Origin of the sequence: Agrobacterium larrymoorei (assembly GCF_005145045.1) — a bacterium.
GTDB lineage: Bacteria > Pseudomonadota > Alphaproteobacteria > Rhizobiales > Rhizobiaceae > Agrobacterium > Agrobacterium larrymoorei.
This window is the reverse complement of sequence record NZ_CP039691.1, coordinates 1,272,211-1,284,834: the sequence shown is the minus strand read 5'-3', so window position 1 is coordinate 1,284,834 and position 12,624 is coordinate 1,272,211. Positions and strand designations below refer to the sequence as shown.

The following is a 12,624-nucleotide window of genomic DNA, read 5'->3' as shown; positions in this document are numbered from 1 at the left end:
TACATTCGTGATTTAGAAGTAGCTCTGAAAGCTAGATAGAAATTGCAATCAGGGCACCTCGTTTCTCGCATGCGGTTAAGTATTCAGAAGATGCAACTCTTGGCAGCGGCGCTTATTGCTACAAGCTGCCTTCTGTTGGCCAGCCTCGTAACCTTCCCGAGCATCAATAATTACTTGAAGTTCAGGAACAGCACCGAGGAATTCGGGCGTTATGACGCTGCATTGAAAGCCGTCTGGGCAATTTCCGCAGAGCGCGGGCCATCGAACAACATGATGGGCCGTATCGGCAGCGAAGCCGAATTGAGGGCGGCTTTGGCAAAATCGCGTCTGGATACGGATGAAAAGCTGGCCCAGTTGCAGGCAGCCTTCCCCGATGAATTCAGAGAGCAGATGCATCTGCCGGAGGCTCTGGAGGCGGTTCGCATGAAGCTGGCGGTTGCGCGCGACATTGTCGACCGCGTTTCAAATCTGCCGGAAGAACAGCGTAACGGCACGAATTTCGCGCTCGCCATCAATGCCATGTTCGCAGCGGCCGAAAGCGGGCAACTGCTGCGGGATGCCATTGGCCGCATTGTCGTCAACAATGCACCCATTATCGGGCTCGATATCATCATGGTTGGTGCGGCTGGCACGCTGAGAGATCGTATCGGTCGGCTCGGTTCCTACGTCGTCATCAGTCTCGATGCCGATGATTTGACGAAGGCGCGCTACCGCGCCACCTTCGAGACGGAGTTGCAACGGGTCATGTCGCTGAAAACGCTGCTCAAGACCTATGCCGCAGCTTATCTTCAGACACCGGAAGTCCAGCAGGCGCTGGAGAATGTAGAGGCTGACTACTTCGAGGGAGCCCTGCGCTATGCCGAAGAAACGCTGATGTCCGGCAACGAAAAAGACAGGCCTGCAGTAGAGATTTTCTCCAAGCGCTATCTCACTGGCATGAAATCCACCGGCATCCTGCGCGACCTGCTTGTGCAGACAATCCGCGACAAGACCTCGGCTGAGAAAAACAACGCGCTTACCACAAGCATCATGTCTTCGCTGCTGGCGCTCATCTCCATCTCGGCCATGGGGCTGCTCGCATTTCTCTTCCGCAAACGCCTTTTCGTTCCCATGCTCTCCGCCCGCGAGCAGATCATGGCTATAGCGAATGGGGATCTTGCCGACTGTCCTCATTCGCCGAAAATGGCGAAGGAAATGACCAAGATGTTCCACGGTCTCGATTTTCTGAGAGAGCAATTGCGACACAAACAGTCCCTGGAACAGGAGCGGGAGGAGATGGCAAGCCAGCTCTGGAAACTTGCCCGCACGGATCCGTTGACCGGAGCATTCAATCGCCGCGCGCTGGAAGAGGTCGCCGATTACATTTTCACCGGAGCGCAGAAGGTTTCGACCGGACTTGGCGTCATGATCATCGACATCGATCACTTCAAGTCGATCAATGATCGCTTCGGGCACGCGGAGGGCGATCTGGTGTTGCAGCGCACGGCAGAGGTTCTCGGCAAGAACCTGCGCGATACCGACATATTGGCGCGATTTGGCGGCGAAGAATTCGTCATTATTCTGCAAGATGTGAACGAGACGACCACCAACGCAACGGCGGAGCGTCTGCGGCTGGCCATAGCGTCATCGGCCAGTGGCGAGATCGCCTCGACCCCAATCACCGCCAGTTTCGGCGTTGTCTGGCGGGATGCCGGAAGCGCCACGCGATGGGATCAACTGATGGCCATTGCCGATGAGAGGCTGTATCAGGCCAAGCGCGAAGGCCGAAACCGCGTTGCGGCAACCTCGCTGCAAGCAGCCTCGTAACGCGGATTCAGCCCAGATCAAGCGTCATGACGACGGGGCAATGGTCCGATGCCTTCGGCCTGTCCCAGCCGGTGCGCGGGTAACGCTCCACCTCTTGTCCCGGCGGAAAGATGGTGCGGTAAGGCTGCCCGGAACGGATGATTTCCGGCACGTTTGCCGCATTCAACTCGGCAAGGCGTGGTGAAAGCCAGATGTAGTCCAGCTGGCAAAGATGCTGCTCCTGTGGTCCCCGCGAATGATAGAGCGTCCAGCGGTCCATCACATCGCGCCGCTGCAAGGGATTGATGGCGAAGCCGTCACGGGTCAGAACATCAAGAGCGCTGCGCTCTTCCTGTACCGGCTTGAAATCATAGCCGGTTCGGCGATTGCCGTTGATGATCAAGCGCTCCTGATAATCATTCATATCGCCGCAGATGGCGAAGTTCATTCTCGATGCTTTATCCGCGCCGAAGCGGTCTTCGATGATGCGGCGAATGGCGCGGACTTCGGCCTCACGCACCGGCATCGTGCCCAGCCGCGCATCGGTCGCTTCGCGGGCGTTGCTCATGGATTTGAGGTGCGTCACGAACAGCGTAAACGGCTTGCCGCCGACCCTCAGGTCCAACTCGAGGCAATCGCGTTTGAATATCTTGTCATCGATGGCATTGGTCAGCGCCAACTCTTCATTGAACAGATCGAAATCGCGATAGGTGCGCGCCGCATGGCTGCGAATATCGACCAGCTCAATTTTTTCGCCATCCAAAGTCTCGTCGCGCATGACGACGGCGACGTCTATACCCCGGCTGTCATTGCCCTCGACAAGGTACTTATGGCGATATCCGTTACCGACCATGCGATACAGATAGCCATATTCGAAGGCCTGAAGCGCGGCCATGTTGTCCACTTCCTGAAGGCAGAGGATATCCGCATCGGCATCCGCGATGGCAAGCGCCGAAAGCTGGCGCGTATCGTCTGTGGATGCCAGCATGCGCGCGCTTTCCAGCGCCTGATAGGTCGCTTCGTCCCGCACATCGAAAAGCTGCATGGCACGGTCGCGGCGGGTCTGGTTTCTGAAACCCGTGAAATCGAAACGCGTCATCAGGTTTTCGATATTGAAGGTGGCAAGCCGTAGCGACATGAATCATCCTAAGTGGATGCTCAGATTATCGGCTTTGCACCGAAAGCCAAGCGGCGGAGTTACAGCCTCCACGCCGAGCGTATGGCAACGGGATAGGTCGAGCCGAAGGGCGCGACTTCTCGCGAATAGGCACGCAGCACCTGCCCGTCTGGAAGGGTGAGCCGCAGCGCGTAACGCTCGCCTTCATAAAGGATATGGGTCACGAGGCAGGGTATGCCCTCTGCATCGTGAAGGACATCCTGCGGGCGGATAAGGATATCACTTGACGGGGACATGGGCTTATCTATCCCAATTGCTGGTTTCAGCATGTCCCACTCCAGCGCGCGCGGCGCGGTTTCCGGGAGGCGCAGCGAAATGATCGAACCCTGCCCCACCAGCGAGCCGACGAGCCGACCCTCGGGCCGCGCATATAGCTCTGCCGGTGCTGCCATTTGCAGGAGCTTGCCTTCCGACATGACCGCGACATCCGTGGCGAGCGCCATGGCCTCGGCCTGATCATGCGTCACATAGACCATGGTCGCACCGGAATTAGCATGGAATTCGCGGAAGGTTTCTTCCATTTCCTGCCGCAGATGCCGATCAAGATTGGCGAGTGGCTCGTCCAGCAGCACCACATCCGGTTCTGTAACGAGGCAACGGGCCAGCGCCACGCGCTGCCGTTGGCCGCCGGAAAGCTCGGACGGGCGGCGATCCGCATAGGCATCCAGCCGCACGGTTGCCAGAGCATCCATGACCTTGCGACGGTAACGCTCGCCGGAAATGCCGCGAACCTTCAGGGGATATCCGGTGTTTTCCGCCACCGTCATATGCGGCCAGAGCGCGTAGGACTGGAAGACCATGGCCATGTTGCGCCGCTCCGGCGGCACCATGCTGCCCGCATCTGCCAGCACGCGTTCCCCCAGCAGGATGGAGCCATCCGTCGGCTGTTCGAAACCCGCGATCATACGTAGCACCGTCGTCTTGCCGCAGCCGGAGGGGCCGAGCAGTGCAAGGAAGCCGCCTTCGCGAATGGTCATCGATACATCGTTGACGGCGGGCTTGCCTGCGCTGAAGCTCTTGGACAGGCGATTGAGGATCAGTTTCGCCAAGGCACAACTCCCTTCGGCAATTTGCGGCCGAGCAGCTCCAGCAGCAGCATGAGTACGATCACCATAAGCACCACCAGCACGGAAAGTGCTGAGGCAAGATCGAAACTGCCACTGTCATCGAGATTATAGATCACCACGCCGAGCGTCTGCGTGCCCGCCGACCAGAGCAGCGCGGACACCGTCAACTCATTACAGGCGATGAGGAAGACGAGGATCACTGAGGCACCCGCAGCAGGCCCGACGAGCGGCAAAATGATATCCTTCATCCGCCGCCAGAACCCTGCACCGGAAAGCCGCGCCGCCTCTTCCAGCACCGGGTCGAACTGCGTGAACGCGCTGACCATCGGTTTCAGACTGACCGCGAAGAAGGACGAGAAATAGGCGAGAAGAATGATCTACAGCGTACCGTAAAGCGTGATGCCGACCAGCGGGATCGGCGCTGCGAAAAGCAGCACGTAGGACACCGAAATCACGACGCCCGGCAACGCATAGGGAATGTCCACCAGCGCCGAAAGCAGGAACATGAAGCAGCTTCTGCCACGCACGAGAAAATAGGCTGTCAACACAGTCACCAGCAGGAGACATAGTGACGTGGCCGTGGCGAGAAACAGCGAGTTGGTGAAAGCCGTACGCGTGACGGACTGACGGAAGAGGATTTCCTCATACGCGTGGATCGTGGCAGTCTTCATCGTCAGCGGCACGCCGTAAGCGGGGGCAAGCGAGCTTGCGACGAGTGCAGTCAAAGGTGCGACGAGAATGATGAGGATCGAAAGCCAGAGTGCCAGCTCCACCAAACCGCGCCACAGGCCTAGCCGGAAAGTCGCTGCCTTACCCGAGAGGCCGATGATGCGATAATCGCGGCCTTTCATGGCCCGCTCCTGAATGGCGAGGCCAAGGACGGAGATGATCGCAATCATGCCGGACAGCATGGCGATATCGCCGAAGGTGCTGCTGCCGAAGCTTGCGAAGCGGCTGTAGATGAGCGACGGCAGCGTGAAGATGGATGCCGGTATGCCGAGAATGGCCGGGATGCCGAAATTACCGACGCCTGAAACGAAGGAAATCGCGGCGCCTGCAATCAGTCCCGGCATGGAAAGAGGCAGGATAATGTCCTTCAGCACCTGCCAGGAGGAAGCACCCGAAAGCTTGGCGGCCTCGATGCCATCCTGCGGCAAGGCCAGCAGGCCCGCACGGAGCGAGAGATAAACCAGCGGCGCGTGCTGCACCCCCAGCAAAAGCGCGATACCGCTAATGGAATAAAGCGGCTGCGCGGAGCCGATGGGCGGCGCGAGACCGATAGCCTTCAGCAGCGTGCTGGATGGCCCGGTCATCCCGATCCATGACAGAGCCGTAACCTGCGGCGGGATCATCATCGGCAGCATGAAGAAAAAACTCAAAACCGACTTGCCGCGCACATCGCAGAGTGTCAAAGCCAGAGCAAAGCCGCCACCGATGGCGAGCGAAATCAGCATGCCGAGGAAGGAAGTGGAGAGCGTATTAACGACCGCCTGCCAGAGCGCCGGATCGCGCAGCAACGGCCACATGTCACCCTTCAGTGATGAGATGACACCCGTATAGGCCAGACGCCCCAGCGGCAACGCACTGAGCAGGAAAACGACCGTAATGACGAAGGGGAAAAGCCAGCGCGGTTGGGCATTTTGGGAGGTTGATGACAAACGTTACGTTCCTACTCGGGGGGCCCACCTCAGGCTCGACCTGCTGCCATCCGGGTTAAATAATGCTGTATTGATTGCACTCAACGTTGGCTCTTCGGAGTCGGCTGGAACACTATCGCAAGTGCAGTTGAGCTAAATGAAACGGTGGCCCTCTCACTTTCGTCATCCTAGGGCTTGTCCCTAGGATCTAATCACGCTTCTGCGGATGCAACGTGGCAGATCCTCGGGACAAGCCCGAGGATGACGGAGGTGGTGGGGCCGTTCAGTCTTAGTTTTTCGGCAGCGTCGAAAGATCGAACCATCCATCCGGACATCTGCAGGACAAGCCCGAGGATGACGAAAAACAGCTACCGCACTTGCCTGCAATCATCCGAAAACAGGCAAGCTTGCAGCAACCCCAATCAGCCCTTCGAACCACCAAAGATATCCGAGAAGGTCTTCAAATCCTTTTCGGAATTCTTCAGCGCTTCCGCAGCATTGATCGGCAGCACCTTGATCTTGTCGCGTGCCGGGAAGCCTTCCGGCAGGGCGACATCGTTGCGGGCCGGGATGTAGCCAAGCTTGACGAAGCCTTCCTGGCCCTTGGTGGAGAGGACGTAGTCCACGAACTTCTTGGCAGCTTCGGCGTGCTTGGTGTGGGCCAGAATGCCGACCGGCTCGGTGACGGCGGAAACGCCTTCTTCCGGGAACACGAACTCGACCGGCGCGCCCTTGGCCTTCTCGCGGATCGGCATGTAATCGACCACGACGCCATAGGCCTTTTCGCCCGATGCGACGGACTTCAGCACGGCACCGTTACCGCCAGCCGCGATTGCGCCATTGGTCTGGAGTGCCTTGTAATAATCCCAGCCGAGGCTTGGCACGCCAGCAATGGTCTGCGCGTGAATGAGAGCCGCACCGGAGGTCAGCGGGCTCGGCATTGTCACGAGACCTTTGGCTTCCGGCTTTTCCAGATCCTTCCAGCTCGTCGGCTTCATTGCGGCTTGCGTATTATACATAATGCCGGTGGTGATGAGCTTGGTGGAGTAGTAATAGCCATCCGCATCGTATAGCGAGGCATCGTAATGCGCCGCTTCCGCAGACTTGTACGCCATCAGCTGGCCAGCCTGCTTCATGCGCTCCAGCGTCACCGTATCGGCAATCAGCAGAACGTCGGCAACCGGATTGCTTGCCTCGATCTCAGCCATCAGCTTGGCCATGATCTTCGGCGTTCCATCGCGAACCCACTCGACATCCACGCCCGGATTGGCAGCCTTGAAGCCATCCACAGTGGCCTGCGCATCTTCATTCGGCTGGCTGGTGTAAAGCACCAGATCAGCGGCATTGGCAGCGCCGACGAGAAGGCCGAGAGCGGTGAAGGTGGAGAGAAGCGTTTTCATGAATGGCGGTCCCTGTTTGGAGTTGAGACCGCTAAAACACATGTGCATAACATGTATGTGACAGGAAGGATTTTAGGGGGCTCGGAAGTGGTGCGGAATGAGTTGATAGGCGATATTTGCACGCTGCGTTCCCCCTCGCGCCGTCATCCTAGGGCTTGTCCCTAGGATCTAACCACGGTCAACGTAGGGGTTCGTCAGATCCTCGGAACAAGACCACTACTGTCCGGCTTAAAGGTTCGGATGCGAGGCAAGGCTTTGAAAGCATTGCAGTTCCGTCCCTCAAAGCCGGTGGGGGCACGCTTTGACCGCGTTCGCTGCAGGGTGGCGACGGGTGCAACCCCACCTCCGTCATACCGGGCTTGACCCGGTATCCAGTCAGACCAAGTCCTTGGTCTGGAAGACTCTTTCGACGCGCAGACGCGCGTCTGCTGGACCCCGCATCAAGTGCGGGGTGACGGGTGGGGGAGCTGTTCTCGCCCCAAACTACCCACCCACTTTAAACTGGACAGAAGTGGGTCAAGCCCGAAAATGGCGGAAGAGAGTGTGTTTTCTGGCAAAGACAACATCACCCATATGGGCGACCAAAACGTCGAAGCCTCGCCCCACCCCTCCTGATCAAACGGTAACGCTGCCCTCGATCAACGTCGTCACCTTGCCGCCGATCCAGATGTCATCACCGACCTTATCGACACTAACGCGCCCTGCCCGACCAAGCACCGTGCCTTGGCTCGCGACATAATTTTCCGGCGCAATGCCAGCACCGATCAACCATTGTGCGATGCCAGCGTTCAGGCTACCGGTGACGGGGTCTTCGACATATTCGAAGAAAGCACGCACTTCGAAATCGGCATCGACGCCATCCTCCGCGCTGCACGGCGCAACGACGCCCACCTTGAAATCACCGAGGGCAACGTAATCGGGCCGAATGCCGAGAACATCCGCGCGGGATTTCAGCAGCAGCGAGAGCCAGCCGGGACCGTTATCCGTCCAGTTCGCGTCCACCACGACATCGCGCGAAAGGCCGAAGGCTGCGGCAACCGTGGCGATTGCATCGGCATCCACCGGGCCGGATTTGCGCAGCGGCGGCGCGGCGAAGGCCAGCGTGCCGTCTCTGACCTTGATCTTGATCAGGCCCGCGGCACACTCCTGCACGATCTCATTCTTCGCATTATTGCCGGACCGCGACAGAAACACATGGCAGGTTCCGAGTGTTGGATGCCCGGCAAAGGGCAACTCGCCGGTGGGCGTGAAAATCCTGACGCGGTAATCCGCGCCCGGCACGGTCGGCTTCATCAGGAAGGTGGTTTCGCTGAGGTTGGTCCAGTTGGCAAATGCTGCCATCTGCTCGTCCGACCAGTCATCGGCATCGCACACCACGGCAAGCGGGTTGCCTTTGAGAGGTTGCGCGGAGAAGACATCGACCTGCTGGAAGGGGTAGGTTTTGGTCATGCTTATATCCTGTGAAACTGTATGAAAGATCGTCATCCTCGGGCCTGTTCCGCTGCTGTCGGGTTTAAGCTGATAGGGTCATTTTGAGCGAAAACCGTTTCTCCACCCGTCGCCCCGGCCCTGAGCCGGGGTCCAGCCGACGCGCGTCTGCGCAGCGAAAATAGTCTTTTCAGCCCAAGGACTTGGGCTGACTGGACCCCGCATCAAGTGCGGGGTGACGGATGTGGACCCCAAGGCGCAAAAAGCTAACCCGCTTGAGTGGATAGCGCGAGAAAGCCCGAGGATGGTGGAGGGGCAAAGCGGCCCCTAACTCAAACCAACGGCATCGTCGCCTTCGTGCCGGTCTCGGCATTCGCAATCAAACGACCAAGGCGCTTGATGCCTTCGTCGATCATCTGCTCGTTGGCGCAGGAGAAGCTGATGCGCAGCGTGTTGCTACCGGAGCCATCCGCGAAGAAGGCCTTGCCGGGAACGAAAGCGACGCGTTCCGTGGAGAGCGACTGCGCCAGCAGTTCCGCACCGTCCAGACCTTCCGGCAGGGTGACCCAGATGAACATGCCGCCTTCCGGCTTCGTCCAGCGTGCCGAATTCGGCATATATTTGTCGAGCGCGACAAGCATGGCATCGCGGCGGGCGCTGTAAGCGGCCTTGATCTTGGCGACCTGTTTGTCGAAGCCGCGCGAAGCGACGTGCTCGATTGCCATCTGGTTGATGGTGGAGGAATGCAGATCCGCGGCCTGCTTCATCAGCACCAGCTTGCGGATGACCGGCATGGCGGCAACCACGAAGCCAACGCGAAGGCCCGGTGCCAGCGTCTTGGAGAAGCTGCCGGAATAAATGGTGCGGGTCTTCTCGATGCCGCCATTGCGGGCGATATCCAGCGCCAGGATCGGCGTGACGGGCTCGCCATCGAAGCGCAGATTCTGATAGGCCGCATCTTCGAGAACGGCGATATCCAGTTCATCGGCCAGTTCCAGCAGTTTCTTGCGGCCATTGAGATCGACCGTCTCACCCGTCGGGTTGGAGAAATCCGCAGAAAGATAGGCGAACTTGACCGCGCCGCCTGCCTTGGCCGCGTTGTCACGATAGGTTTCCGGCGTGCGATTGCCGCCCGGATTGAGCTGATCATAGGTCGGCTCATAAGCATTGAAAGCCGAAAGCGCACCGAGATAGGTCGGCCACGTTACCAGCGCCGTATCCTTCGGCGACAGGAACAGCTTGCCGAGATAATCCAGCGCCTGCTGCGAACCAGACGTGATGAAAACGTTGTCGACTGAGCACTCGATGCCGATCTTCGCCATGTCCTTGACGATCCATTCGCGCAGCGGCTTGTAGCCTTCGCTGACCGAATATTGCAGGGCCGAATTGAACTGCGAGCCGGAGAAGATATCGGCGTAGGCTTGGCGGAATTCCTGATCGGGAAACAGCGCAGGGTCGGGAATCCCGCCTGCAAAGGAAATGATGTCCGGCTGATCCAAAAGCTTCAGAAGCTCGCGGATTTCAGACGCTTTCATCCGCGAAGAGCGGGTGGCGAAAATTTGTTCCCAATCAAGCATGGGTTGGTTTCCTCATATTTCGTTTTATGGCGCAAATATGTACAGAAACATCGATAGGTCAGCAATGCTGACTTATCAGTTTTCGGTACGGTTTTTCGATTTTTTTGCGCCTGCTCCCAAGTTGCGGTCATCCAATACAATCTCTCCGAAGACTTCACAATCTGCTTCACGATGGATTGACGGCAAGGCAATTTCCGGCTCGATTGCGAACCGCATGATTTGATGTCTGGAGGAGACGAAATGCTCAAGAATATCGACCCCGCGCTGAACGCCGATGTGCTGCACGCGCTTCGCGCCATGGGCCACGGCGACACGCTCGTCGTGACCGACACCAACTTTCCTTCGGACAGCGTTTCGCAGATGACCAATGTCGGTCAGGTGCTGCGCATGGAAAACATCTCCGCCGCCCGCGCCATGAAGGCCATCCTCTCCGTCTTCCCACTGGACACACCCCTCCAGCCCTCCGTTGGCCGCATGGAAGTGATGGGCGCACCAGACCAGATCGAGCCGGTGCAGCAGGAAGTGCAGGCGGAAATCGATGCCGCGGAAGGCAAGTCCGCGCCCATGTATGGCATCGAGCGCTTTGCGTTTTATGAGAAGGCCAAGGAAGCTTATTGCGTTATCACGACGGGTGAAACGCGGTTTTATGGCTGCTTTATTTTGACGAAGGGTGTGATTGCGCCTTCGGCTTGAAATCCGGCTCCTCATTCCTGTCCTCGTGACAGGGATTAGCTGGTGCGCGTCTGCGCGACGAAAGAGTTTCCTCAGCCCACAGACTTGGGCTGGCTAGATTCCTGTGACAAGCACAGGAATGAGGGAAGAGTTACAGATACGAACCGAAAATCATGAGGGTTTTATGGGGTCGCACCCAGTGAATTCGTCGCCTCGAAGTTGCTGGACGGAGCTGTGCAATCTCTTAGCATTGGCATCATTTGAAAGGAGATGGACTGTGGTATCTGCGACATCATAGACAGGTGTCCCCTGATGAAACCGTAGCCTCCATCCATCAATGCCTCGGCTCCAGATCGACGAGCGATTGGCGCGCTCTACCTCACCGCCATATACCGCTTCACTGATATAAGTCACCTGAACGATATCTGCCGATAGATGCCGCGCATGAAAATTCAACAGCGGAATGGTCGCATCTATAATTTGCCCTGGACGAGCCTCGATAATCAAATCCGCTCTCGCATAGGTTCTTCCTGAACGCCCGAACTCAAAAAAGTCCTTCGCGAAAACCTCATTCATCAACTTTGTGTCGTAACGTGTTTCGGTAATCCAAAGACTCTCTTCCAGTCGGCGGATATCGTTAAAATCCGCGTCGGATAACGGCATGTCCTCTTCGTGCATTGCATCGCCCTTTGCATTGAAAGACCAGAAGACAACCAGTTTTCCACATTCGCCGCAAGAAAAAAAGGGACGCGGAAGTTGCCCTCCGCGTCCCTTGCAATCTTACTTTCACGCTCGTCCAAAAAACAAGGATGTCAGGCAGTATTAGTTGACAGCCTTGTCAACCAGCTTGTTCTTGCCGATCCAAGGCATCATGCCGCGCAGCTTGGCGCCGACTTCTTCGATCTGGTGGACGTCGTTCATGCGGCGGATGCCCTTGAAGCGGGCGGCGCCAGAGCGGTATTCCTGCATCCAGTCGGAGGTGAACTTGCCGGTCTGGATGTCGTGCAGGACGCGCTTCATTTCAGCCTTGGTTTCAGCGGTAATGATGCGTGGGCCGGTGACGTATTCGCCCCATTCTGCGGTATTAGAGATGGAGTAGTTCATGTTGGCGATGCCGCCTTCGTAGATCAGGTCCACGATGAGCTTCACTTCGTGCAGGCACTCGAAGTAAGCCATTTCAGGCGCATAGCCGCCTTCGACCAGCGTTTCGAAACCGGCGCGGATGAGTTCGACGAGACCGCCGCACAGAACGACCTGTTCGCCGAAGAGGTCGGTTTCGCACTCTTCCTTGAAGTTGGTTTCGATGATGCCGGAGCGACCGCCGCCAACGCCGCAGGCGTAGGACAGAGCAACTTCAAGAGCGTTGCCGGAAGCGTTCTGGTGAACGGCAACGAGGCAAGGAACGCCGCCGCCCTTCTGGTATTCGCCGCGAACCGTGTGGCCAGGGCCCTTCGGTGCGATCATGACGACGTCGAGCGTAGCCTTCGGCTCGATGAGGCCGAAGTGAACGTTGAGGCCGTGTGCGAAAGCGATTGCAGCGCCATCACGAATGTTGCCGGCGATATCGGCCTTGTAGATGTCGGCCTGAAGCTCGTCGGGCGTTGCCATCATCAGAAGGTCAGCCCACTTTGCAGCGTCTGCAACGGTCTTGACTTCGAAGCCATCGGCTTCCGCCTTCTTGATGGTCGGCGAACCGGCCTTGAGAGCGATGACGATGTTCTTCTGGCCGCTGTCCTTCAGGTTCAGCGCGTGGGCGCGGCCCTGAGAGCCGTAACCGACGATGGCGACGTTCTTCGCCTTGATGAGGTTGAGATCGGCATCACGATCGTAATAAACGCGCATTTCTAGGTCCTTCCCTATTCGAAATGAGATGATTGAAAC

9 protein-coding genes and 1 pseudogene are annotated in these 12,624 nt (G+C 57.9%); 2 read left to right on the top strand and 8 right to left on the bottom strand.

All coding sequences use genetic code 11. The annotated features are described in order from the left end of the window. Positions 1-99 precede the first annotated feature (99 nt). On the top strand, positions 100-1,806 hold the full coding sequence (locus CFBP5473_RS06010) for a GGDEF domain-containing protein (RefSeq protein WP_157835806.1): 1,707 nt from the start codon (positions 100-102) through the stop codon (positions 1,804-1,806). Positions 1,807-1,813: 7 nt separating this feature from the next. Here CFBP5473_RS06010 and CFBP5473_RS06005 read toward each other — a convergent pair whose 3' ends face one another. The 6 genes and pseudogenes from CFBP5473_RS06005 to CFBP5473_RS05980 all read right to left on the bottom strand — a co-directional run bounded on the left by CFBP5473_RS06005 (position 1,814) and on the right by CFBP5473_RS05980 (position 10,071). Beyond that, the gene (locus CFBP5473_RS06005; protein WP_027676060.1) at positions 1,814-2,923 is read right to left on the bottom strand and encodes an endonuclease/exonuclease/phosphatase family protein; all 1,110 of its coding nucleotides are present in this window, start codon (positions 2,921-2,923) and stop codon (positions 1,814-1,816) included. A gap of 59 nt (positions 2,924-2,982) precedes the next feature. After that, complete coding sequence (locus tag CFBP5473_RS06000) at positions 2,983-4,011, bottom strand: ABC transporter ATP-binding protein (RefSeq protein ID WP_027676059.1); 1,029 nt, start codon at positions 4,009-4,011, stop codon at positions 2,983-2,985. Further along, positions 3,999-5,687: pseudogene (locus CFBP5473_RS05995) on the bottom strand (ABC transporter permease). Before CFBP5473_RS05995 ends, CFBP5473_RS06000 begins: the two are co-directional and overlap by 13 nt. Before the next feature lie 401 nt (positions 5,688-6,088). Beyond that, entirely contained in the window at positions 6,089-7,066 is a 978-nt protein-coding gene (locus CFBP5473_RS05990) for an ABC transporter substrate-binding protein (RefSeq protein ID WP_027676058.1), read from the bottom strand. Positions 7,067-7,681: 615 nt separating this feature from the next. Continuing rightward, the gene (locus tag CFBP5473_RS05985) at positions 7,682-8,515 is read right to left on the bottom strand and encodes a PhzF family phenazine biosynthesis protein (RefSeq protein WP_027676057.1); all 834 of its coding nucleotides are present in this window, start codon (positions 8,513-8,515) and stop codon (positions 7,682-7,684) included. Positions 8,516-8,826: 311 nt separating this feature from the next. Further along, positions 8,827-10,071: an aminotransferase-like domain-containing protein gene (locus tag CFBP5473_RS05980; RefSeq protein WP_027676056.1), complete on the bottom strand. Its 1,245-nt coding sequence runs from the start codon at positions 10,069-10,071 to the stop codon at positions 8,827-8,829. Between the two features lie 240 nt (positions 10,072-10,311). On the opposite strand from CFBP5473_RS05980, the gene CFBP5473_RS05975 reads away from it, so the two are divergent. Continuing rightward, complete coding sequence (locus CFBP5473_RS05975) at positions 10,312-10,764, top strand: RbsD/FucU family protein (RefSeq protein ID WP_027676055.1); 453 nt, start codon at positions 10,312-10,314, stop codon at positions 10,762-10,764. Positions 10,765-10,914: 150 nt separating this feature from the next. Here the strand turns inward: CFBP5473_RS05975 and CFBP5473_RS05970 are convergent, their stop codons facing one another. Beyond that, a complete protein-coding gene (locus CFBP5473_RS05970; protein ID WP_051441315.1) occupies positions 10,915-11,421 on the bottom strand; it encodes a nuclear transport factor 2 family protein in 507 nt (168 codons plus the stop codon). A 144-nt stretch (positions 11,422-11,565) separates the two neighbouring features. Then, positions 11,566-12,585 carry a ketol-acid reductoisomerase gene (ilvC, locus tag CFBP5473_RS05965; RefSeq protein WP_027676054.1) on the bottom strand — a complete coding sequence of 340 codons (1,020 nt, stop codon included), beginning with the start codon at positions 12,583-12,585 and terminating at the stop codon, positions 11,566-11,568. Positions 12,586-12,624: the final 39 nt, after the last annotated feature.

Excerpts from the sequence above, each read along its gene's own strand:
- CFBP5473_RS05970 (WP_051441315.1), bottom strand. The coding sequence starts at position 11,421 with ATGCACGAAGAGGACATGCCGTTATCCGACGCGGATTTTAACGATATC.
- CFBP5473_RS05985 (WP_027676057.1), bottom strand. The coding sequence starts at position 8,515 with ATGACCAAAACCTACCCCTTCCAGCAGGTCGATGTCTTCTCCGCGCAA.
- ilvC (WP_027676054.1), bottom strand. The coding sequence starts at position 12,585 with ATGCGCGTTTATTACGATCGTGATGCCGATCTCAACCTCATCAAGGCG.
- CFBP5473_RS05975 (WP_027676055.1), top strand. The coding sequence starts at position 10,312 with ATGCTCAAGAATATCGACCCCGCGCTGAACGCCGATGTGCTGCACGCG.
- CFBP5473_RS05980 (WP_027676056.1), bottom strand. The coding sequence starts at position 10,071 with ATGCTTGATTGGGAACAAATTTTCGCCACCCGCTCTTCGCGGATGAAA.
- CFBP5473_RS06005 (WP_027676060.1), bottom strand. The coding sequence starts at position 2,923 with ATGTCGCTACGGCTTGCCACCTTCAATATCGAAAACCTGATGACGCGT.
- CFBP5473_RS05990 (WP_027676058.1), bottom strand. The coding sequence starts at position 7,066 with ATGAAAACGCTTCTCTCCACCTTCACCGCTCTCGGCCTTCTCGTCGGC.